General features: G+C 40.5%; 18 protein-coding genes. 9 read left to right on the forward strand and 9 right to left on the reverse strand.

Translation table 11 applies throughout. From position 1 onward, the window contains the following. Positions 1–289 precede the first annotated feature (289 nt). Positions 290–991, reverse strand: a complete 702-nt coding sequence (gene deoD / locus AN391_RS00005; RefSeq protein WP_055013475.1) for a purine-nucleoside phosphorylase — start codon at positions 989–991, stop codon at positions 290–292. Positions 992–1007: 16 nt separating this feature from the next. Then, the gene (locus AN391_RS00010) at positions 1008–2225 is read right to left on the reverse strand and encodes a phosphopentomutase (protein ID WP_055013476.1); all 1218 of its coding nucleotides are present in this window, start codon (positions 2223–2225) and stop codon (positions 1008–1010) included. 195 nt (positions 2226–2420) lie between these two features. Between AN391_RS00010 and udk the strand changes: the two genes are divergently transcribed. The 3 genes from udk to AN391_RS00025 all read left to right on the forward strand — a co-directional run bounded on the left by udk (position 2421) and on the right by AN391_RS00025 (position 5450). Further along, complete coding sequence (gene udk, locus AN391_RS00015; RefSeq protein WP_004587190.1) at positions 2421–3050, forward strand: uridine kinase; 630 nt, start codon at positions 2421–2423, stop codon at positions 3048–3050. A 17-nt stretch (positions 3051–3067) separates the two neighbouring features. After that, positions 3068–4291, forward strand: a complete 1224-nt coding sequence (locus AN391_RS00020) for a NupC/NupG family nucleoside CNT transporter (RefSeq protein ID WP_055013477.1) — start codon at positions 3068–3070, stop codon at positions 4289–4291. Between the two features lie 445 nt (positions 4292–4736). Then, positions 4737–5450, forward strand: coding sequence for an ABC transporter substrate-binding protein (locus AN391_RS00025; RefSeq protein WP_055013478.1), 714 nt, complete (start codon positions 4737–4739; stop codon positions 5448–5450). 15 nt (positions 5451–5465) lie between these two features. Here the strand turns inward: AN391_RS00025 and AN391_RS00030 are convergent, their stop codons facing one another. Continuing rightward, the gene (locus tag AN391_RS00030; protein ID WP_055013479.1) at positions 5466–6167 is read right to left on the reverse strand and encodes an ABC transporter substrate-binding protein; all 702 of its coding nucleotides are present in this window, start codon (positions 6165–6167) and stop codon (positions 5466–5468) included. 177 nt (positions 6168–6344) lie between these two features. Further along, positions 6345–6554 (reverse strand): cold-shock protein, encoded by a 210-nt coding sequence (locus AN391_RS00035; RefSeq protein WP_004587186.1) that lies wholly within the window; start codon positions 6552–6554, stop codon positions 6345–6347. 745 nt (positions 6555–7299) lie between these two features. On the opposite strand from AN391_RS00035, the gene AN391_RS00040 reads away from it, so the two are divergent. The 3 genes from AN391_RS00040 (at position 7300) to AN391_RS00050 (ending at position 12023) form a co-directional block, all read left to right on the forward strand. Then, positions 7300–9096, forward strand: coding sequence for a glycoside hydrolase family 3 protein (locus AN391_RS00040; RefSeq protein WP_055013845.1), 1797 nt, complete (start codon positions 7300–7302; stop codon positions 9094–9096). A gap of 19 nt (positions 9097–9115) precedes the next feature. Continuing rightward, complete coding sequence (locus tag AN391_RS00045; protein ID WP_055013480.1) at positions 9116–9847, forward strand: 5-oxoprolinase subunit PxpA; 732 nt, start codon at positions 9116–9118, stop codon at positions 9845–9847. Between the two features lie 139 nt (positions 9848–9986). Next, complete coding sequence (locus AN391_RS00050) at positions 9987–12023, forward strand: S9 family peptidase (RefSeq protein ID WP_055013481.1); 2037 nt, start codon at positions 9987–9989, stop codon at positions 12021–12023. Between the two features lie 682 nt (positions 12024–12705). On the opposite strand, the gene AN391_RS00055 is transcribed toward AN391_RS00050, so the two are convergent. After that, complete coding sequence (locus AN391_RS00055) at positions 12706–14307, reverse strand: isocitrate lyase (RefSeq protein ID WP_055013482.1); 1602 nt, start codon at positions 14305–14307, stop codon at positions 12706–12708. Between the two features lie 236 nt (positions 14308–14543). Between AN391_RS00055 and AN391_RS00060 the strand changes: the two genes are divergently transcribed. Continuing rightward, entirely contained in the window at positions 14544–16736 is a 2193-nt protein-coding gene (locus AN391_RS00060) for a malate synthase G (RefSeq protein ID WP_055013483.1), read from the forward strand. 90 nt (positions 16737–16826) lie between these two features. Here the strand turns inward: AN391_RS00060 and AN391_RS00065 are convergent, their stop codons facing one another. From AN391_RS00065 to AN391_RS00080, 4 genes are all read right to left on the reverse strand, one after another. Beyond that, entirely contained in the window at positions 16827–17552 is a 726-nt protein-coding gene (locus AN391_RS00065) for a YebC/PmpR family DNA-binding transcriptional regulator (protein ID WP_055013484.1), read from the reverse strand. A 121-nt stretch (positions 17553–17673) separates the two neighbouring features. After that, a complete protein-coding gene (locus AN391_RS00070) occupies positions 17674–18291 on the reverse strand; it encodes an HAD family hydrolase (RefSeq protein ID WP_055013485.1) in 618 nt (205 codons plus the stop codon). Positions 18292–18548: 257 nt separating this feature from the next. Next, positions 18549–19040, reverse strand: a complete 492-nt coding sequence (locus tag AN391_RS00075) for a DUF6702 family protein (protein WP_055013486.1) — start codon at positions 19038–19040, stop codon at positions 18549–18551. Then, positions 19040–21472 (reverse strand): M1 family metallopeptidase, encoded by a 2433-nt coding sequence (locus tag AN391_RS00080; protein ID WP_055013487.1) that lies wholly within the window; start codon positions 21470–21472, stop codon positions 19040–19042. Before AN391_RS00080 ends, AN391_RS00075 begins: the two co-directional genes overlap by 1 nt. Positions 21473–21853: 381 nt before the next feature. Here AN391_RS00080 and AN391_RS00085 point away from each other — a divergent pair, with 381 nt between their 5' ends. Both AN391_RS00085 and AN391_RS00090 read left to right on the forward strand, forming a co-directional pair. Next, complete coding sequence (locus AN391_RS00085) at positions 21854–22090, forward strand: hypothetical protein (RefSeq protein WP_055013488.1); 237 nt, start codon at positions 21854–21856, stop codon at positions 22088–22090. 135 nt (positions 22091–22225) lie between these two features. Then, positions 22226–22462, forward strand: coding sequence for a hypothetical protein (locus AN391_RS00090; protein WP_004588266.1), 237 nt, complete (start codon positions 22226–22228; stop codon positions 22460–22462). The last annotated feature ends 8 nt before the right edge of the window (positions 22463–22470 follow it).

A 22470-nucleotide genomic window follows, 5' to 3' on the forward strand; every position in this document is an offset into this window, starting at 1 on the left:
TAAAAACAACGTTTTACGTTGTGTAAACCCCTTTGCCAAAGTCATGAGAAGCTGCGCTTCTAACGTGAGCAAGCTCAACGTCTACAAGTCAAACTAACGCCGGAGCAAAACCCAGCCCTGTAGACGCGCAGCTTGCTGGCGTTTTAAGAGCAACGCTTTTATGGGCATAAAAAAAGCCGCATAAAATGCGGCTTTGGGGGTTTAGTCTCACTTCACTTTGGGCGTGTCTCCAAAACTTAGTGAATACGTTACCAAGGAACTGTTTGCTAATTTAATAAAATTACGTTTATTAAATAGACTCTAATGCAATTTTAACCATTTCGTTAAACGTGCTTTGGCGCTCATCGGCTGGTGTTGCTTCACCAGTGATCACGTGGTCACTTACCGTGAATAATGCCATTGCATTTGCACCGTACTCTGCTGCTACACCGTATAAACCGGCTGTTTCCATATCAACAGCAAGTACTCCTAGTTTATCTAGGTCTTTGTAAAATGTGTCGTCAGCTTGGTAGAAAGTATCGGTAGTAAATACGTTACCTACCTTTGCTTTTATACCTAGCTCTCTAGCGGCGTTAACACCGTTTAAAAGTAGGTCAAAGTTAGCAATTGCTGAAAAATCGTAACCACGAACGCGTGCACGGTTTACATTTGAATCGGTGCTTGCACCTTGTGCAAAAATTACGTCGCGAATTTTAATATCTGTACCAATACCACCACAGGTACCAATACGGATAATATTTTTAACGCCAAAGCTTACAATTAACTCACGCGCATAAATAGACATAGATGGTATGCCCATGCCCGAACCCATTATACTTACCGGTTTACCTTTGTATGTGCCTGTAAAGCCGTACATGTTACGTACACCAGTTACTTGTACTGCATCATCTAAAAAGTTTTCAGCAATGTACTGTGCACGAAGCGGATCGCCCGGCATTAATACTGTTTCAGCAAAGTCACCAACGTTTGCACTAATATGCGGAGTACTCATTAATTGTTTTTCCTTTTTATTTAGGCGCGTTAAGCTTATTTAAAAAGCCGTCGCCGTATTCAAGTGCAGGTAAGTTAAACCACTGTGCAAGGGTTTGACCTATATCTGCAAAGCTATTGCGCTCGCCAAGCGGGGTATTTTGCATGCCCGGTTGATAAGCTATAACTGGTACATATTCGCGGGTGTGCTCAGAACCTGGAAAGGTTGGGTCACAGCCGTGATCTGCAGTGATCATTAATACATCATCTGCATTTAATTGGTTTAGTATAGTTGGTAAGTAATCGTCAAATTCTTTTAATGCTTTTGCATAACCAACTGGGTTACGACGGTGGCCAAACTTTTCGTCAAAATCAACTAAATTGGTAAAAATTAAGCTGTTGTCTGGCGCGTTTGCTAATACTTCGCTGCTTTTTTCAAGCAAATTCATTAGCCCTGGGGCTTTATGTTTTTGCGTAATACCTTGGTGTGCATATATATCAGCAATTTTACCAATGCTTATTACTTCACCACCGTGTTTAGATAACACATCTAACAATGTTGGCGACGGCGGCAATACAGAATAATCACGACGATTACCTGTGCGAGCAAAGTCTGCATTGCTTGTGCCTAAAAATGGCCTAGCTATAACACGACCTATATTTAGCTTGTCGAGTAATTCGCGAGCAATTTCACAAATTTCGTAAAGTCGCTCTAGACCAAATGACTCTTCGTGAGCAGCTATTTGAAATACGCTATCTGCAGAGGTATAACAAATTGGCTTACCTGATTTTACGTGCTCTTCACCAAGTTGCTCTAAAATGGTGGTGCCTGATGCATGGCAGTTGCCTAAAATACCAGGAATACCCGTGCGGGCTATAAACTCATCTACAAATTCTTGTGGGAAACTCGGCTGTGTTTTAGGGAAGTAACCCCAATCAAATAACACGGGTACGCCGGCCATTTCCCAATGCCCTGAAGGCGTATCTTTACCGCTTGAAAGCTCTTTTGCATAACCCCATGCACCTTGTGATGCTTGACGGTCAGAAACTAAACACGTTTCGCCACCTGCTGCCTCACAGGCATCAATTAAACCTAATTTAGATAAATTAGGTAACGATAACGCTTTTCCTGTTTCGTCGTGGTATGCTTTTAACAAGTGGGCAAGTGTATTTGCTCCAACATCACCAAATTTGTCTGCATCGGGTGCTGCGCCTATACCTAGGCTGTCTGCCATTAAGATGATTGCTCTTGCCATGTTGACCTCACTTTGCTTCTAGGTGGTTACTTTATCCGCTGAACGAATTTTCCGTACAGGACATAAGTCCTGTTTCATAAAAGCTAAACATTATAAATTTGCGTTCTTAAGCAAAGCAAAAGAGATTATTCGTGTCTTTTTTGCTATTGTGATCAACCAAACAACTTTTCCTTTTCTGTGTGGGTGAGAACTTTAGTGACACGAACTATTATAGCTATTGCTGGCGCATCGGCGTCGGGCAAATCTCTTTTTAGCCAAACTATTTACAATGAGTTGGTTAATGAGCTTGAACCAGGCGCTATCGCCATTATTGAAGAAGATGCTTATTACAAGGATCAGTCGCATTTGCCTATGGAACACCGTACGCAAACTAACTACGACCATCCTGATGCATTTGAACATGAGTTAATGCTAGAACATTTAACTCAACTTCGTAGTGGTAACTCTGTCGAAGTACCTACTTATGATTATGCACAACACACACGAAGCGATGAAACTCGCCGCGTTGCTGCAGCTAAAATTTTAATAGTAGAAGGTATTTTATTATTAAGTGATAAAGCACTTAATAAAGAATTTGATATTAAGGTGTTTATAGATACCCCCCTTGATATTTGCTTAATGCGTCGTATGCAACGAGACATGGAAAAAAGAGGTAGAACATTACAATCTGTTGTTGAGCAATATCAAGCAACTGTTAGACCGATGTTTTATCAATTTATTGAGCCTTCAAAGCATAACGCTGATTTGGTTGTGACTCGAGGCGGTATGAACCGCGTTGCGATTGATATTATTAAAAGTAAAATTAAGTATTTACTACAAGAATAATAACGGGAAACATCTGTATGACAACATTTATGAGCTTAGTAGGCATGTTTGTACTACTAAGTATTGCTTTTGCGGCGTCGACTAATCGCAAAGCAATAAACTTACGCACCGTAGCGATAGCCTTTGCTATGCAAGTAGTTATTGGTGGGTTTGTACTGTTTTTTGAAGCAGGCAAAAATGTGTTAGCAAGTATGTCTAGTGCCGTTTCTTCGGTTATTAGTTTTGCAAACGATGGGATTGGATTTTTATTTGGCCCACTTGCTTCGCAAGACACGCTAGGTTTTATTTTTGCTATTCAAGTTTTACCGGTCATTGTGTTTTTCTCAGCACTTGTTGCTGTGCTTTATCACATTGGCATAATGGATTGGATAATTAAAATTTTGGGCGGCGGTTTACAAAAATTATTGAAAACCTCGCGCACAGAATCGCTCTCAGCAACGGCTAATATATTTGTAGGCCAAACTGAAGCACCTTTAATCGTTAAGCCGTTTATAGCAACCATGACTAAGTCTGAGTTGTTTGCAGTAATGGTAGGTGGCTTAGCCACGGTAGCAGGCTCTGTAATGGCAGGTTACGTAATAATTGGTGTAGAGCTTAAGTATTTAATTGCCGCTAGCTTTATGGCTGCACCAGGTGGGTTTTTAATGGCTAAAATGATTGTGCCAGAAACCGAAACACCTAAAGATACGCTCGCAGAGTTAGATAGCGATGAAGACAAGCCTGTTAATGTTATTGATGCAGCAGCATCAGGCGCAGCTAACGGCATGCATTTAGCGCTAAATGTGGGCGCAATGCTATTAGCTTTCGTAGCATTAATAGCGTTATTAAACGGCTTATTAGGCGGAATTGGAGGGTGGTTTGACTATCCTACTTTAACGCTACAAGAGATTTTAGGTTATGTATTTGCCCCTGTTGCATGGTTACTTGGCGTACCATGGGATGAGGCAATCATAGCAGGTAGTTTTATTGGTCAAAAGTTAGTAGTAAATGAGTTTGTTGCTTACTTAGACTTTATAAATTATCGCGATACGTTAAGTGCGCACACTCAAGCAATTGTAACTTTTGCCTTGTGTGGGTTTGCTAATCTATCGTCGATAGCTATTTTACTAGGTGGATTAGGCGGTATGGCGCCTAGTCGGCGAAAGGATATCGCACGCTTAGGGCTCAGAGCAGTGTTAGCAGGATCTATGGCTAACCTTATGAGCGCAGCAATTGCTGGGTTTTTCCTCTCGCTAGCTTAGAAACTTAATGAGATGAACACCGGTGTTGCAAAACAAGAAGATAGTACTTTAAGGGGTTAAAGCACTATCTGACTTGAACGATACTTCACCAAGGGCCGCAAGGCCCTTTTATCGTTTTAGGGCTATTAAAAACTTACTCCTTTTAGTTAAATAAGCACTAGCCTTTGTCCCTCCCTCAACGAGCTGTTTACTCAAACACCCGTAATAAATAAGCTTTTTTTCATAAATCCTTTTAATTATTGGTAAATTTGCAATCTTAGACCACACTTAGTAGTAATTTTTTGCTGTAACGTTGCCGCATCTTTTGCACATAAGTGGCGTGTGTTTTTGCTTATGAGCTATTAGTCACAAAACTATCAAAAAATAAAACCTATTTACTTTTTGCTATGTGATGGCCAGCTAAGCGTTGTATTCGTTATTGAACACTATGAGATGAACTTAATTAATGCGTGTAATTGTATCTTTATTGCTGTTTTTTTCTTTTTTTAGCTTTGCTTCATCTAAGCAAATTTTAGTCGTTACGGAGCTTTCACCACCGCATCAAACCCTCGTTAATGGAGAGGTGTCAGGCTCTGGCACTGCGTTCATACGCGACATTTTTAAAGCTGCTGGCTTATCTCCCGACATTCATATGTACCCTTGGGCGCGTGCTTATAAATTAGCAACAACAGTCGATAATACATTTATATATAGCCTCGCCAGAACCCCAGAACGAGAGGCTAAGTTTCACTGGATAGGCGGCCCAGTAGGTCATTTTGAACTAGGATTTATTAGCTTAAGTAGTCGCTCAGACATAAGTATTTCAACAACTGAGGATGCTAAAAAATATAAAATTGCGATGCAGCGCAACGATTTTGCAACAGATACGTTATCGAAAATAGGCTTTGAAGTGGTACTAACCTCTGACATAAAAAAATCATATGCGCTGTTGTTAGCAAACAAAGTCGACTTAATTGTAGATGATAAAAACTTTATGGTTAAAATGGTAGAGTACTTAGGCTATGAAAAAAACCATTTAAGCTTTCTTTATAAAGTGGATGAATTAACCATTAATGCATACTTAGCCGCCAACATAAATACTGATCTAAAATATATAAAGGCCCTTAATGAAGCCTATTTTGAGGTAGTAAAAACAACGCCCCTACCCTATGATATTTAGCCTTAACTAGCTTAATTATTTTTCATAGGGGGCCATAAAATATGCCAGCCCTCGCTGTTGCACAAGCTTGTTATACGCAATTTCAAAGCGCTTAGTAACCTCTAAAGGCACTTGTTTATTAAACGCCAAATAGTTATCTTTTAGAGAAGGCGGAACAGGCAGCTCATACAGTTGTTCAACATTACTTAGCGATAAACCATATGCCTTAAGTTGGTTATTAACGACTTGCTCCGATCCTATAATTAAATCTAACCTCTTTTTTATAAATAGCTCAATGTACTCTTGCTCTTGTGCCACCACCAAGAGGTTTTTGCCGCGTTCAAAACCCGCCTTTTCTACTAGGGTGCTATATATATCTCCTCTAACAATACCTAAAGTATAACTTTTAAGCTCGCTCAAACTAGCGCTCTGTACTTGATTGTTACCAGCCAATTTATAAAAGTAGGTTTTACCTGAAACTAATGGCCCTAACCAATTGAATACACTTACCCGGTTTTCATGTTTAGCTACAGAAAATATTGCTGAGTGGGGGTCTAACGATACAGACTTCATAGCACGCGCAAAGGGCTGCACTCTAAATGTGCATTCTATGTTTGCGTCAATGCATAATGTATTTACGATATCAAAATTTACACCAGTCAAAACACCTTCATCGTTTAAAAAGTTATAGGGTGCAAAATGATCAGTATATATAGTTAGCTTAAAGCTATTTGCCAAAACAGGTTGTATGCAAAATATAAAAAGAAGTGAAAGTAAGGCTTTTAAAATAACAACACCACAATAAATATAATAAATTTTTATAAAAGAATAGGTGTTTAGGTAGGACAGTCAAATTTTAGGCACAAAAAAAGCGCCTTACGCGCTTTTTTTTTATTTTTACTTTAACAGTAAAAATTATAACGGAGTGATGTTATCCGCTTGAGGACCTTTTTGACCTTGTGAAAGAGTGAACTCTACACGTTGGCCTTCAGCTAAAGTTTTGAAACCTTCGCTTTTGATTGCTGAGAAGTGTGCAAAAACGTCTGGGCCGTTTTCTTGCTCGATGAAACCAAAACCTTTAGACTCGTTAAACCACTTAACTGTACCTGATACGATGTTAGACATTGTAATATCCTGATATAAAAATAAAAAATATGCTCGTAAGAGCGGGTGTAGCAAAAAATGAGATGGTACTTAAAAACTTCAGGACGGTACTACAAGTATTACTTATACAACAACGAAATAAAGATTTATAAACTATCATGCTTTCTTTCTAGCTGCGGCCCACTATATAGAGTTAACTATTTATGTCAAGCCTTTATGGTAATACAATTAATAAATAGTGCTTGGGCTTTGCTATAAATAGCCTCGCAACTAACCTGAAACCTAACCACAGCAAGGCTTTTGTAGTTAACGTGCTTATTTAAACTGCACACTATTAAATTCTCAGCTTTTTATCATCCCCTTTGCAGAGCCCCTATTTATAAGCATACCCACCATTGGAAATAACATCACCCTCACCTGCCACGTTTAATTGCGCCAAAACCTATGTACGTTAGCGCCTTTGTAACATCCACTGCATACGTTAAAAGTGTATTGTTACCAAACGGTGTAAATATATACTGCGGCCTACGCAAAGTGCATTACTACTTACTCCAAAAGCACTTTAGCTGTACATGTTGGTACAAACTAAAAATCTGTATTCAGCAATGATACACGCCTAATAAATTACCCTGCTCATACAAGCAGCTGCACTTTGCAGTTGTATAAAAAAGTAGATAAGCTACTGGTACTTATCTATTTAGCGCTGGAGTGTGTTTTGCTAAATAAATGCTTTATTTCGTCTGTTGTTTTTTTATCTGGGTGTTTAATGCCATTACAATCTTCTTTTGCTAAGCCTACTCTGTCTCTTGAGCAACAACTGGGGCAAAAACTAATACTCGATTTACGCTATTTTTGCCAACAAGGGTCAAGCAAACAATGTAGAACACCGGTTACGTCTCTCCCTGATGAACTAGCAGCGGCCATTACAAAGCATAATATTGGTGGGGTAATTTTATTTTCTGAAAACACCCAATCTATTGAGCAAACCATTAACCTTAATAGCCAATTACAAAATGCTGCTAGCAAGTCGAGCTCTAAACTGCCGTTATTTATTTCAATAGATCAAGAAGGCGGGCGCGTTGCTAGACTGCCTCGCGACGTGGCCACCTCATTTACTGGTAACATGTCTATTGGGGCTACATATGAAAAGCACGGTACAAAATACGCGACGCAAATAGCGACCGTTATAGCAAAAGAACTTAATTCTTTAGGTATTAATGTTAACTATGCTCCCACCGTAGATGTAAACATGAACCCAGATAACCCTGTAATTAATGTACGCTCATTTGGTGAAAACCCAGCTTTAGTCAGTAAGCTTGGCGCAGCCCAAGTTGCAGGGTACGAAAACAATGGGGTAATAACGTCGTTAAAACACTTCCCAGGGCACGGCGATACCAACGTAGATAGCCATACAGGCTTGCCACAAGTTAACCATTCTAAAGAAGAAATTTACCAGCAAGATCTCGCTCCATTTAAGCATATTATTGCTACGCAAAACCCGGGGATGATTATGACGGCGCATATTCAATACCCACAGCTCGATAGCAGTACATTTGTTAGTACTAAAGGCAAAAGTATGATTAAGCCTGCCACTATGTCGCGTACTATCATTACTGATATTTTACGAGGCGAGTTAAATTATCAAGGCGTAGTTGTTACCGACGCACTCGATATGGCTGGCATTAGCGATTTTTTCACTCCTACCCAAGCGGTAATTAATACTTTTGCAGCAGGCGTAGATTTAGCCCTCATGCCCATAGAAATAAGAACACCGGATGATTTAAACGCACTAGACGAACTCATGGATGAACTAATCGCAGCGGTTAACAGCAACCAGCTAAATAAAAACGAAGTGGCTCAATCGGCTGCGCGTATAACAACGTTAAAAAATAAGTTTAAATTAACGACCAAGTTAGACCCATTAAGCTCGTTAGCTAAAGCAAAAAATATTATTGGCTCTAAAGCTCATCGAAAAATAGAAGCTGAGCTTGCCGTAAACGCCATTACCGAGGTTAAAAATAACAATAACGCATTACCCCTTAATTTAACTAAAGGGCAGCATGTACATATTATTATGCCCGACACACGAAAATGCATGGCTATGCAGCAAGCACTTAGCGCCACAAGTTCAATTACGCTTAAATATAGTTGCAGCAGTTTGCAAGGCTTTGACCCAGTAAAAGCACATAACTTAATTAAAAACGCAGATATTGTTATCGCGGGCAACGCCACACCAAACCAAAGTGCAGTAGAGATTGGCGGAATGGATGATTTAAAAGACAATCCTCGCTTTGCGCTCAATACGGCAGAGCAACCTAAAGCGCTGGCATCTTTACTGGATATTGCAGCATCTGTGAATAAAAAAACAATTTTTATAAGCTTACGTGCCCCCTACGACATAGCGCAGTTTGGCAGCAAAGCTGATGCAGTGCTTGCTTCTTATGCGTACAATATAGATACAGATAAAAACAATGCGGTTGCAGGGCCTGCATTTACAGCGCTAGCAAAGGTATTGTTGGGTAATGTACCGGCTCACGGCGTGCTGCCTGTTACCATAAAATAATAAAAACAAGGGATATAAAATGAAACTTAATTGCGATTTAGGCGAGAGCTTTGGCGCATGGAAAATGGGGTTAGATGATGAGGTAATGCCTCATATTGATATGGCGAATATTGCTTGTGGGTTTCATGCTGGTGACTCAGATGTCATCGCTGATACATTATATTTAGCAAAGCAGCATAACGTTCAAATAGGTGCGCATCCAAGTTATCCCGACCAACAAGGTTTTGGTAGGCGCTCTATGGCGCTGAGTGCGCAAGAACTGACTAATTGCTTACATTACCAAATTGCTGCCCTTGATGGCATGGCCAAAGTGCAAGGCTTAACACTTAGCTATGTTAAGCCACATGGTGCTTTGTATAACGATATGATGAAAAACGATCATATTTTACAAACGGTTATTACAGCCGTTGCGCACTACCCGTCGCCATTAAAGCTCATGCTATTAGCCACTAAAGACTCTGCTAAACACTCTTTAGCCGCAAACAGCTTAGGCGTTGAGCTAATTTTAGAAGCCTTTGCCGACAGGCAATACACAGACGAAGGACACTTAGTATCTCGCCACCTTGAGGGCAGTGTTCACGATAAACCAGCGCTTTTAGCGCAAGTAAAACAGCTTTTAAACGACGGCACAGTCACTACCCGCTCAGGTAGTACACTTAATTTAAACGCTAACAGCTTATGTGTACATGGCGACAACGCAGCCGGTATTGCACTTATTAAAGAAATTAAATCCCTGTGTGAATTAACTTAATAACTCATACTTTTGAGCTGTAAAGCCCCTTTACAGCTTCAACTCGTAGTTACAAATTATTGTTTCACCGCATTGCGCTTTTCATCCTTTCCCTGCTGACATATAACTATGTATACAAAAAACACAACAGGGAATACAAATGAAGACGCTTATAGCACTTAGTTTAAGTAGCAGTTTATTACTAGCTAGTAGTCAGTTAGCTTTTGCAAAGGACAACACATTACAGCTACAAGATGTGTTTAATCTTGAATATGCCAATCAAATTGATATAACCGACGATGGTAAAACGGTGTACTTTGTACGTAATCGGATGGATATAAAAACCGACCGTAAAGTCAGTAATATTTGGTCAGTTGATTATAAAACCAAACAACTACAGCCGCTTACCTCTGGCGTTCATATGGATCACTCCCCTGTTCTTTCACCTGATGGCCAGCGCCTTGCATTTATATCTAACCGCGATGGTAGCAGCCAAATTTATATAAAGTGGCTTAAAACAGGTGCTTTAGCAAAAATAAGTAACCTAACCAGCAACCCACGTGCAATTACTTGGAGCCCTAATTCTAATCAACTTATTTTTAGTATGTTTGTGCCAAGTAGCAGTGCCGCCCCTGTAAGCTTGCCTGGTAAGCCTAAAGGCGCGATGTGGGCCGAACCAGCAAAATTTATAGACGATGTTTACTACCGAGCCGACGGTGGAGGCTACACACAAAAAGGCTATAATCAATTATTTGCTATAGATGCCAACGGCGGTAATGCAAAGCAGCTTACACACGATAAGTTTGATAATGCGGGTGAAGTAAGTTTCAGTAAAAACGGTAAAGCCCTTTATTTTTCTGCCAATCGCCATGAACAAAATCAATTAAAACCAATCAACAGTGAAATATACCAACTTAATTTAACCACCCTAGACATCAAGGCCATTACCAACCGCAATGGGCCAGATCAACAACCTAAAGTATCTCCCGATGGGCGTTACTTAGCGTATACAGGGTATGACGATAAACGTACTAATTACGAAAACACGCAACTTTATATTCGCGATTTAAAGTCTGGTAAAACAACAAGCCTAACCCCTAACTTTGATAGAAGCGTGGGACAAATTAAATGGAGTGCTAATACTAAAGGGGTTTACTTTAGCTACGCAGATGAAGGTCAAACCACCCTTGCTTATCAGCCTCGCAGTGGCAACCGTAAAGTGATCACTGAGCAAATTGGTAGTGTTGCTTTTGGCCGCCCCTACTCAGGTGGTGACTTTGATATAAGCGAAGATGGCGACATTGCTTTTACACTTGCCGATACTCAGCGCCCTGCAGATATAGCCACTATAAAACGCGGTAAAGTTCAGCGCCTCACCACACTCAATGCCGATGCACTAGGCGATAAACAACTGGCAAAAGTAGAAGAAATTTGGCTTAAATCAAGCCACGACCAATTACCGATTCAAGGCTGGGTAGCTTACCCACCAGGCTTTGATAAATCAAAAAAATACCCACTGGTACTAGAAATTCACGGCGGCCCTGTGGCTAACTACGGCCCTCATTTTAGTACCGAGGTGCAATTATTTGCAGCCAAAGGTAACGTGGTTTTATACATGAATCCTCGTGGCAGCGATTCATACGGTAAAGCCTTTGCGCAGACAATTCATCATAATTATCCAAGTAACGATTTTGACGATTTAATGACCGGTGTTGATGCGCTAATAGCAAAAGGCTTTATTGACGAGTCTAAACTATTTGTTACCGGTGGCTCGGGCGGTGGTGTATTAACCGCATGGATTGTAGGTCACACTGATAGGTTTGCCGCTGCCGTAGTTGCAAAACCTGTTATTAATTGGATCAGTTTTGTACTAACTGCCGATTTCTATCCATTCTTCGCTGATTACTGGTTTCCGGGTAAGCCTTGGGATCATATGGAGCATTACATGAAACGCTCTCCTATTAGTTATGTAGGGAACGTAACAACTCCCACTATGCTTTTAACAGGTGAGTCTGATTACCGTACTCCAATTTCAGAAACCGAGCAATTTTACCAAGCTCTTAAGCTCCAAGGTGTTGATACTGCGATGGTACGTATACCTAATGCCTCGCATGGAATTACAGCTCGCCCTTCTAATTTAATGACCAAAGTCGCTTATATCCAATGGTGGTTTGATAAACATACAAACAAAAAGTAAGTACTGTGACTAAATTTAATATTAGCCACCTCTGCGTGGCTAATATTTTGCTAAAACTGTAAACCCCCTTTACAGTTTTAATCTTTAACCATATCGGACTTAGCTGGTTTTCAGTTAGTAAAATTTCGGTTTATTGTGTTTTTAATGGTTTGAGTTAGTAAAAAATCGGTTTGAGTCACTGTTTATAAGCGCTCAGTTAGTAAAAAAATGTTTTATAACAGAGCTTAGTTAGTAAAAATTCGGTTTATTATTTTACTTGTTACCTGTTATAAACTTAAAAACGGCTGTTTTCTTTTGTTTTTTCCTCTATTTCATCGTATTTAAAGTAAAAATAAGCTATTAAATCAGGCCAACTTAAAAGCTAGTTAAATTCTGATCTCAAAATAACTGAGCTAGTTAAAAGCTGATCTAAATCTCAAACAGTGATACCAATCCGCCTATTTAAGTGAACAATTTTGAAGATGGAAAACGTGTTAATAGCTAAGCAAAAATGAGCTATTTAGTTGCTCTTGGAGATTGCCCCTGCCTTGCTTTGCCTCCATGAAGTCGTAAATGAGAGTTTTTTAACACCAATAACGACACGTTTAACTCTCGAAGTGATTAAGCTTTATTACTGAATAGTATTAATAATCAGCCACAAAAAAAGGGCCGTAAGGCCCTTGAGTAACACTATCTAGAAACGTTAAAACTGATTCATGGTGTTATCTTCACCACCGGCTTTAAGTGCGTTCTCACCAGAGAAGTACTCTTTGTGTGTATCGCCAATATTTGAGCCAGCTAAATCTTGGTGCTTAACTGAAGCTTGCTCACGGCGTATTTCTTGACGTTGTACATCGCGTACATAGGCAAGCATCCCCATGTCACCAAAGTAGCCTTCTGATAAAATATCGGTGCTTAGTGCAGCCGTATGATAAGTAGGTAGCGTGATTAAGTGATGGAAAATACCTGCTTCACGTGCGCCATCACGCTGGAAGTTTTGTACTAGTACATCCGCTTCGGCTGCAAGCTCTGTAGCGTCCATTTCTGGTGCCATAAATCCTTTGTTATCGCCAAGAGTTGGGTACGCGCTTACATCTTTACCTTCTTCTACCCACTGTTGATACACTTGCTCACGGAATTTAAGTGTCCAGTTGAATGATGGTGAATTGTTATAAACAAGTTTAGCGTCCGGTACTTGTTCTTTAACGCGGTTTACTAGCTCTGCAATTTGCTTAACATGTGGTTTTTCGGTTTCTATCCACAATAAATCAGCGCCTGATTGTAAGCTTGTAACACAATCGAGTACTACGCGGTCTTTTTCAGTGCCTTCGCGGAACTGGTACAAGCCGTTTTCTAAACGCGTTGGCTTACATAATTGGCCATTAATTTTCATTGCCGTATCACCTTCGTTTAAATCATCTACACCGTTAATAGGCGTGGTTTCTAAAAACGCATTGTATTGGCTAGCTAAGTCGCCTGGTGTTTGCGACACAGGCACTTTTTGCGTAAGGCTTGCACCTAATGAGTCGGTACGCGCAACAATAATCCCGTTATCAATTCCTAGCTCTAAAAATGCGTAACGTACAGCATTAATTTTTGCTAAAAAATCTTCGTGCGGAACAGTTACTTTACCTGCTTGATGGCCGCATTGTTTAGCGTCAGACACTTGGTTTTCTATTTGAATGGCGCAGGCACCCGCTTCAATCATCTTTTTAGCAAGTAGGTAGGTTGCTTCTTCGTTACCAAAACCTGCATCAATATCAGCAATAATGGGCACTACATGTGTCTCAAAGTTATCGATTTTATTAAGTACCGCTTGCACATCGCCGCCATTGGCTTTGGCTTCATCAAGCTCGTTAAATAAGTGGTCTAACTCTCGTGCATCGGCTTGCTTTAAAAACGTATAAATCTCTTCAATGAGTGCCGGCACAGAGGTTTTTTCGTGCATACTTTGATCCGGTAACGGGCCAAATGCAGAGCGAAGCGCAGCAACCATCCAACCACTTAAGTAAACATAACTGCGCTTAGTTGTTTTTTGATGACGCTTTATTGCCATCATCATTTGTTGCGCAGTAAAACCATGCCAGCAACCTAAAGACTGCGTGTATTGGCTGGTGTCTTTATCGTAAGCGGCCATATCTTCACGCATTACATCTGCGGTGTATTGTGCAATTTCAATCCCAGTACGAAAACGGTTTTGTAAACGCATGCGGCTTGCATACTCTGGGTTAATGGCTTTCCATGCGCTACCTTGAGATTGGCAAAGTGTTGCTAGAGTATCGGTTTCACGTGTGTATGTTGTCATAATAAAATCCTTCGAACGGGTCTATAAATTATTTAAATTGTTGTGAGAGTGGCTAGGAGTGTGTGCTCCGTATCGCTTAATTCAACATTAGGCTTATTTTTTAGATTTAGTAAATTTATAGTTGTTATTACCGCTATATTTTTTATGAATGGCTAAAAAGCACGCACTGAGCCTTTTTTGCGTTATGGTTGCTTTAACGCACACAACAACACCGCGACCGTTTAAGGAAGGTAAATATGGCACACACTCTCACACACTCAGGGCTAAGCGTAGATACACAGCTGGCCAACTTTGTAAAAACACAGCTACTCCCAGGCACGCACCTATCAGAACAGCAGTTTTGGCAAAGCTTTGCAAATATAGTACAAACGCTTACCCCACAAAATAACGCCCTACTCGCTAAGCGCGAGCAGCTGCAGCAACAAATAGATGACTACCATAAAGAACATAAAACGTGGGATAGCGCGCACTACCAAGCATTTTTAAAAGAGATTGGTTACCTAGTACCCGAGCCTGCAGACTTTGCCATAGAAACGCAAGATGTAGAGCCCGAAATAGCGCTTAGTGCAGGCCCTCAGCTTGTTGTGCCAGTTAGTAACGCACGCTTTGCGCTTAATGCGGCTAACGCACGCTGGGGCTCGTTATACGACGCCCTTTACGGCACAGATGTACTCAGTGAAGACGACGGGGCCGAAAAAGGCACTACGTATAACCCAGTTCGTGGTTTTAAAGTAATGGCGTATGCGCGCCAATTTTTAGATAAAGCCCTCCCCCTTAAAAATGGCTCACACATAGAAAGTACCAACTATTCCATTGTTGAAGGCGCCTTGTCTATCACCCTAAGAGACAGCTCGCATACCCAACTAAAAAACCCCGAGCAACTTATTGGTTACCAAGGGGAGGCGCAAAACCCAAGCGCAATTTTATTAAAAAACAATGGCCTGCATGTAGAGCTACAAATAGATCACCATCACCCTATCGGTCAAGCCGATAAAGCAGGCCTAAAAGACGTACTGCTTGAAGCTGCTCTGACAACCATTATGGATTGCGAAGACTCGGTTGCCGCAGTAGATGCCGAGGATAAAGTACAAGTTTACAAAAATTGGCTTGGCTTGATGCAAGGTAACTTAGTTGAATCATTTAAAAAAGGTGATAAAACCATAGAGCGTACCTTACAAAGCGATAGGCAATATACCGCCCTTGATGGCAGTAGCCTTACGCTTAAAGGCCGCAGTATGATGTTTGTACGTAATGTGGGCCACTTAATGACAAACCCCGCCATTACCGACATTTACGGCCAAAGCGTATTTGAAGGCATTATGGATGCAATGTTTACGGCGACCGCCGCCCTGCACGATTTAAATAAACACTCAGGCATTAAAAATACCAGTGCGCAAAGTATCAATATTGTAAAACCTAAAATGCATGGCCCCGAAGAAGTTGCTTTTACAAATACACTTTTTACCATGGTAGAAGATGCGCTTAGCTTGCCAAGAAACACCCTTAAAATGGGAATTATGGATGAAGAGCGCCGTACTTCAGTCAATTTAAAAGCCTGTATACATGCAGCTAGAGCGCGCGCAGTGTTTATAAATACTGGCTTTTTAGACCGCACCGGCGATGAAATTCATACCTCTATGCACGCAGGGGTCGCTTTGCCAAAAGCTGCTATTAAAACTCAGCCGTGGATCAAAGCATACGAAGATCGTAATGTTGATACAGGCCTTGCTTGCGGCCTAAGTGGTAAAGCGCAAATAGGCAAAGGTATGTGGCCAATGCCAGATAAAATGGCCCTTATGATGGAGCAAAAGCTGGCTCATGTGCAGTCTGGCGCTAATACCGCGTGGGTGCCCTCGCCTACCGCGGCCACTTTGCACGCTATGCATTATCACGATGTAGATGTATTTACCGAGCAAAAAGAAATTGCCAAACGCGGCTTGGCAAGCCTTACAGATTTACTTACACCGCCTTTAATGGCCCAGCCACAAACGCTCAGTAAAGAAGATATTCAAAGTGAGCTTGAGAACAATGCACAAGGCATTTTAGGCTATGTAGTACGTTGGATAGACCAAGGCATTGGCTGCTCAAAAGTGCCTGATATTAATCACATAGGTTTAATGGAAGACAGAGCAACCTTACGAATTTCAAGCCAACATATGGCAAATTGGCTACAGCATGGTGTGTGTACACAGCAACAAATAGAGTCGATTATGGCTAAAATGGCCAAGGTAGTCGATGGCCAAAACGAGCACGATAGTGCGTATAAGCCAATGGCGCAAACCCAAGAGTCACTTAAAAATAGTATTGCTTATCAAGCCGCTTTGGCGCTTGTATTAGAAGGTGCTAAGCAGCCAAGTGGCTACACCGAGCCCCTATTACACAGCTACCGCTTAAAATATAAAGCACAACACCATAACCTAGCTGAATAGCTAACATTTATTTAATGCTAAAAAAGCGCGTTTTGCCTACACAAAACGCGCTTTTTGTTTATTTAAAGCTAACTGTAGTTTTGCTTTAAATTAATTTTTAACAATTGCATTGTGATATACGTTTTGTACGTCATCACAGTCTTCAAGCATATTGATGAACTTATCAAAGTTAGCAATTACTTCTTCGTCTTCAATTTCAACATGTACTTGCGGCACAAATGTAATTTCGTCTACTTCAAAGTTGATCCCTTCAAAGTTTTCCTCAAGTGCTTTTTTTGCTTTGTAGTATTCAGTATGTGGTGCAAATACCGACACTTTGCCATTTTCAACTTCAACATCGGTTACATCAACGTCAGCCATCATGAGTGCTTCAAGTACGACTTCGTCGTCATCACCGGCAAAACCCAGTACAGCAAGGTGATCAAACATGTGTGCAACACAGCCCGGAGTACCAATTTTTGAATCTGTTTTGGTAAACGGCAAACGAACATCTTTAATTGTGCGGTTTGGGTTATCTGTTAAGCAGTCAACAATAACCATGCAGTTGCCTGGACCATAGCCTTCGTAACGTGCAGGAGAATAATCTTCCCCTGCCCCGCCGGCTGCTTTTTCGATTGCTTTTTCTATTACGTGAGCGGGTACCTGGTCTTTTTTTGCTTTTTCTATAAGGCGACGCAGTGATTGATTGACATCGGGATCTGGTTCGCCATTTTTAGCGGCAACATAAATTTCTTTACCGTACTTTGAGTTAACTTTAGTTTTTGCGTTGGCTGTTTTAGCCATCGAGCTCTTACGGACTTCAAATGCTCTGCCCATCTTGTGCCTCTAATCAATACGTTAATTTTACCAATATTTTACCAATTCAAATCCTATTGGGCTAGTTATGATATTTAAATAAAGTGAGGTTTATTACACAAAAAAACCACTGAAAGCCTATTTAACATAACTCAACTTTTTGAGAGTAACTTTCAACTAAAGTTACCAATTCAATAAAGTCGCGTAAAACGTAGTCAGCCTGATCGGCATAAACAGGCACCATATTAGGCGCATACAAACAAGCGCGCATATTGGCATTATGTGCAGCCTGAATGTCGTATAAAAAGTCCCCAACATATAACAAATTGCTGGCACTGATATTCCAAAGTGTTGCAATTGCGTTTAAGGCACTGGGATCGGGTTTGGCAGGAGCATCGCTACGGGTCAATACTGTTTCAATGGGGAGCGGATTATTTTGCAGCTTTATTGCCGCCGCTTTATCAAAATTGCGAGTCACAATTGCCATAGGAATATTTTTCGCCTTTAAAGCATTAACGGCTTCGGTAACCCCTGGCAATATAGTCGCAAATTGAGCATCTTGTAGCTCATGTTGATGCACTATATTCATCGCCTCTTCGCGCATGTAGGGCGATGGCAATTGGGCAATATAATCAAGTAGGTCTTTCTCGCAAGGGCAACCTATTTGTGCTTTTATAAGAGAAAAATCTAACTCCGACGATACTAATGTACCATCTAAATCAAATATAACTCCCTGAATAGCCTCTACTTGTGCTTTCATATCATTCCTTGAATGGGGTAAAAATCAATACAACATGCGTAAACATAATGACTCTACTTCATGAGAATAATTTAGCAAATGTTTATCAAACAAATTATTAGAAAAGTAATCGCTTATCTAATACTTAGCTTTGCAAACAGCAGTTTATTACTAAAATTCTACGAACATCTATTAGTAACAGATCAAAAATGAACACAGCATAAATAAAAGAAGAATACGCGCACATTTACTGCAGTGCGCGTAGGTTGGGGAAGCATTTATTGTTCGAACTTAGCCTCAAGCCAAGTATCATTTTGGGTGAAATGAAGGGTTTTAATCTTGCCTCTACCTTCTACGTTTACCATGTTTACTTGTGAAGGCCATAGATCACGCAGTGCTCCGTTACTCATTTTTATACCTTTAATCCCTTTAGGAATAGGCGCTTCTTGGTACACCCAAAAAAACTTTCCATCAATTTGCGCACCTACTTGGCTAAGCGTTAATGGCTCGCCTTTTAAGGTTTGCAGTGCAACATGCGACTCAACGTAGTCTACAAAACGTTGTTGGTCTGCTTTATTACTAATGATATCGGCTTTTCCATCAAATAAATGCGCTACCGCATGCTCAGTATCATGTAGATAAAAGCGATGCATGAGCTCAATATTATGGGTACGCTTATTAAAAAGCACTGTAGTAACCGATGACTTTAGCTGATGCGCCAAACTTGGCGCAGCAACTAAAAGGCAAACAATAATAAGCAAAAAGCGCATTATTGTTGCTCCTCACCTTTTTTGTCGTCTTTTTTAAGCTCAGTTTTAATGTCTTGCATAATATCTCGACTCACTTTCGCTTTACTCTTTTCCTTTTTATACACTTCGATGCGTGAAGGAATAATACGACGAGGGTAGTTGTTGTTTTCAACATCTACATCAGCTGTTTCCCAGCGTGGGTCAACGGTTACCGATACTAACGGCTTATTTTTATCTGTCACAATAAGCTTTTGTACATTTTTGTGGTTACGGCGCCAAATTTCGGCTGGAATGTAACGATCCTCTTTAGTGCCATCCTCATACGTTAGCTCTAATAAAATAGGCATTACTAAACCACCGAGGTTCGAAAACTCCATTACATAGTAATTTTTGTCTTCTTCAAGCGCACGGTCTAGCGTTTTACGCTCCCACGGCTCTAAGCCTTTTAAAAACTTATTGTACGCATTACGCTCTTTATTGGTAACAGTAAAGCGGTCGTTCTCGTCGTAAAAGTCGGTAATATCTGGATTATTTTCAACCCACGTTTTTTTACCTTCTTCACGGTTGCGCTTAACAAATAGTGATGTTGGTTTGTCGGCTTCTATATCGCGTAAGCGTTTAAAATCAATATCTGGGTTTTTGGTATCTAAACGTAATTGATACACTTTATCTAACGAGATATCTACATGGTCGGTGCTGTAAAACCAACCACGCCAAAACCAATCTAAATCAACCCCTGATGCTTCTTCCATGGTACGGAAAAAATCAGCTGGGGTAGGGCGTTTGTACTTCCAGCGCTGTGCGTACTCTTTAAAAGCAAAGTCGAATAAGTCACGACCTAAAATAACTTCACGTAAAATATTAAGTGCTGCAGCCGGTTTAGTATAAGCATTAGGGCCTAAACGTAATACGCTGTCTGACTGTGTCATAATTGGTACTTGGTTTTGCGATTTCATGTAGCTTACAATATCGCGCGGCTCAACACCCCACGGTATAGTTGGGTCCCATTCACGCCCAGCAACGCCATCTAAAAAGCTATTTAAGCCTTCATCCATCCAAGTCCATTGGCGCTCATCAGAGTTTACAATCATAGGGAAATAAATATGACCCACTTCGTGTATAACCACGCCTATTAAAAAGCGTTTTTCAGCTTGAGAATAAGTACGCGTACCATCATCTTGCAGCTCAGTACGAGGGCCATTAAAGGTGATCATTGGGTATTCCATGCCGCCGACTGGGCCATTAACCGATTGCGCTACCGGGTAAGGGTAGTCAAATGAATAGCGAGAATACACCTCCATGGTGTGCACTACAGATTCAGTTGAATACTTTTTCCATAAATCGCCACCTTCTTTAGGGTAAAACGACATAGCCATCACTAAAGGTTGTTCATCACCACCTTGCTGATAGCCCTTTGCATCCCACATAAATTTACGTGACGACGCCCAAGCAAAATCACGTACATTTTCTGCTTTAAAGTGCCACGTTTTTGTTTTATCAGTGCCTTGTTTTTCGTTTTCGAGTGCTTCTTCTTCTGTCACGATAAACACTGGGCGCTTAGCCGTTTCGGCTTTTTCTAAGCGGTTACGCTGTGTACGCGTAAGTACTTTACTTGCGTTATCTAACTTACCCGTTGCTGATACAATATGATCAGCAGGCACAGTAATTTCTACATCGTAGTCACCAAACTCAAGGGTAAACTCTCCACGACCTAAAAACGGCTTGTTAGTCCATGCTTCGTAATCAGTGTAAGCAGCTAAACGCGGAAACCACTGCGCAAGTAAAAATATATCGTTGCCATCTTCTTCAAAATGCTCGTAACCAGAACGTGCACCTACAGCATCTTCTTCAACAATGTTAAAAGCAAAGTTCATACTAAACTCAACTTCTTTGCCTGGTTTTAGCGGCTCGTTTAAATCAATGCGCATTAGCGTATCAACCACAGTAACGCGCAGCTCATCGCCATTGTCGTCTTTTACATTGCTAATTGTGTAGCCAAGTTCGTTGTCGCTCATAAATTGCTGACGGCGCAGCTCACCTAAGCTTAATTTAGCCGGCTTTTGTGCAGGTAAACTATTTAGCGTGCTTTTAAAGGTTTTTGTGGTTTCGGCAATTGAGTCGCTTTTAAAAATATTTTGATCTAACTGTAACCACAAATATTTAAGTGTATGCGGCGAGTTATTTTTATACTCAATGCTTTGACTTGCTGTTAAACGGCGCTTTTTTTCGTCAAGCTTTACGTCTATGTCGTAATTAACACGTTGCTGCCAATATTTTTCGCCAGGCTCACCTGCAGCACTACGATAAACATTGGGGGTAGGAAGCGCTTCGTCTAACTGACGAAACTTATCAACAAATGAGCCTTTAGTTTGCTCAACAGATGATGCAAGCACAGCACTCGACATTGCCAAAGGCAACACAAAAGCGCTAAGCGTAAGAACTGTTTTTTTCATTATGAGTCCTAGTGGGATTTTGTGAGCGTACTTTGACAAAGTTACTATTTTTGTTCAATTAATTAGCGACCAACCGCCTATTAAACACGGTAATATTCACGTTGTTTTAACATGCTTTTTCAATCAGTAAATTAAGCCGCTTTTAAAACTGTAAAGGGGGTTTACACCTTGCACCGAAAGCGCATGTATAAATTAAGGTACAAGCACTGTATTTATGAGGGTTCAGGCCTAATTCATGCCATTAGCTTAGGATTAAATTAAGGTGTAAAAATATCTTGTTTAAGTTGAACTTAAATTTATAGCGTGAGCGCTGTTTACAGGGTTTTAATGCGTTTAGGCTCAATGTAAATAATCAGCACATTTTAACTTAAGGAGCCCGATATGAAATTTTACATTGTAAAAAAAGATCATCAGCTCGAAGCGATCCCTGCTGATAAAGACTTACTAGAACGCTACGAGTCAAACCAATATTCGTATGTGAATGTGGTGTCGGCATGCAACAAACAAGATGCGCTCAAGCGCCTTTATACTGAACAAAAACACAGTAAGACATGGCTAATAATTGGCGCAAATATTGCCGTGTTTTCACTAATATTAACTATTTATACGATAAATTAAAAATAGTGAAATTTAAGGTTGATATTTAGTGCATTTTATATTTAAAATCGCCCACTTTTTTTATTTGAGCATAATAAAATCGTTACGATTATTCTCAAATATGTACTTATTACCGGTAAGCAATGTGGTGGGTGTATGGATTTTTATATCCTAAAAAAACAACAAGAGCTAATAGCCATTCCAGCAAATCAGCAAAGTTGTAAGCAGTATCTAGACTCAGGTTATTTTTATATTGATAAAGTAGCCGCCTGTAACGAAACAAATGCCATAAAAGCATTGCAAGCAAAGCAAACTAAAAGTTTAAAAATGCCGCTAGGCATGGCTTTGTTAGCGCTTCCTGTCATTATTATTGCAATATATAGTTTTACCTAAACTAAAGC

This window comes from Pseudoalteromonas sp. P1-13-1a, from assembly GCF_001401875.1.
GTDB lineage: Bacteria > Pseudomonadota > Gammaproteobacteria > Enterobacterales > Alteromonadaceae > Pseudoalteromonas.

Coding starts and splice junctions, on each gene's coding strand:
- AN391_RS00010 (WP_055013476.1), bottom strand. CDS start 2,225: ATGGCAAGAGCAATCATCTTAATGGCAGACAGCCTAGGTATAGGCGCA.
- AN391_RS00060 (WP_055013483.1), top strand. CDS start 14,544: ATGGCACACACTCTCACACACTCAGGGCTAAGCGTAGATACACAGCTG.
- deoD (WP_055013475.1), bottom strand. CDS start 991: ATGAGTACTCCGCATATTAGTGCAAACGTTGGTGACTTTGCTGAAACA.
- AN391_RS00070 (WP_055013485.1), bottom strand. CDS start 18,291: ATGAAAGCACAAGTAGAGGCTATTCAGGGAGTTATATTTGATTTAGAT.
- AN391_RS00090 (WP_004588266.1), top strand. CDS start 22,226: ATGGATTTTTATATCCTAAAAAAACAACAAGAGCTAATAGCCATTCCA.
- AN391_RS00025 (WP_055013478.1), top strand. CDS start 4,737: ATGCGTGTAATTGTATCTTTATTGCTGTTTTTTTCTTTTTTTAGCTTT.
- AN391_RS00035 (WP_004587186.1), bottom strand. CDS start 6,554: ATGTCTAACATCGTATCAGGTACAGTTAAGTGGTTTAACGAGTCTAAA.
- AN391_RS00020 (WP_055013477.1), top strand. CDS start 3,068: ATGACAACATTTATGAGCTTAGTAGGCATGTTTGTACTACTAAGTATT.
- AN391_RS00065 (WP_055013484.1), bottom strand. CDS start 17,552: ATGGGCAGAGCATTTGAAGTCCGTAAGAGCTCGATGGCTAAAACAGCC.
- AN391_RS00040 (WP_055013845.1), top strand. CDS start 7,300: ATGCCATTACAATCTTCTTTTGCTAAGCCTACTCTGTCTCTTGAGCAA.
- AN391_RS00075 (WP_055013486.1), bottom strand. CDS start 19,040: ATGCGCTTTTTGCTTATTATTGTTTGCCTTTTAGTTGCTGCGCCAAGT.
- AN391_RS00055 (WP_055013482.1), bottom strand. CDS start 14,307: ATGACAACATACACACGTGAAACCGATACTCTAGCAACACTTTGCCAA.
- AN391_RS00080 (WP_055013487.1), bottom strand. CDS start 21,472: ATGAAAAAAACAGTTCTTACGCTTAGCGCTTTTGTGTTGCCTTTGGCA.
- AN391_RS00085 (WP_055013488.1), top strand. CDS start 21,854: ATGAAATTTTACATTGTAAAAAAAGATCATCAGCTCGAAGCGATCCCT.
- AN391_RS00050 (WP_055013481.1), top strand. CDS start 9,987: ATGAAGACGCTTATAGCACTTAGTTTAAGTAGCAGTTTATTACTAGCT.
- AN391_RS00045 (WP_055013480.1), top strand. CDS start 9,116: ATGAAACTTAATTGCGATTTAGGCGAGAGCTTTGGCGCATGGAAAATG.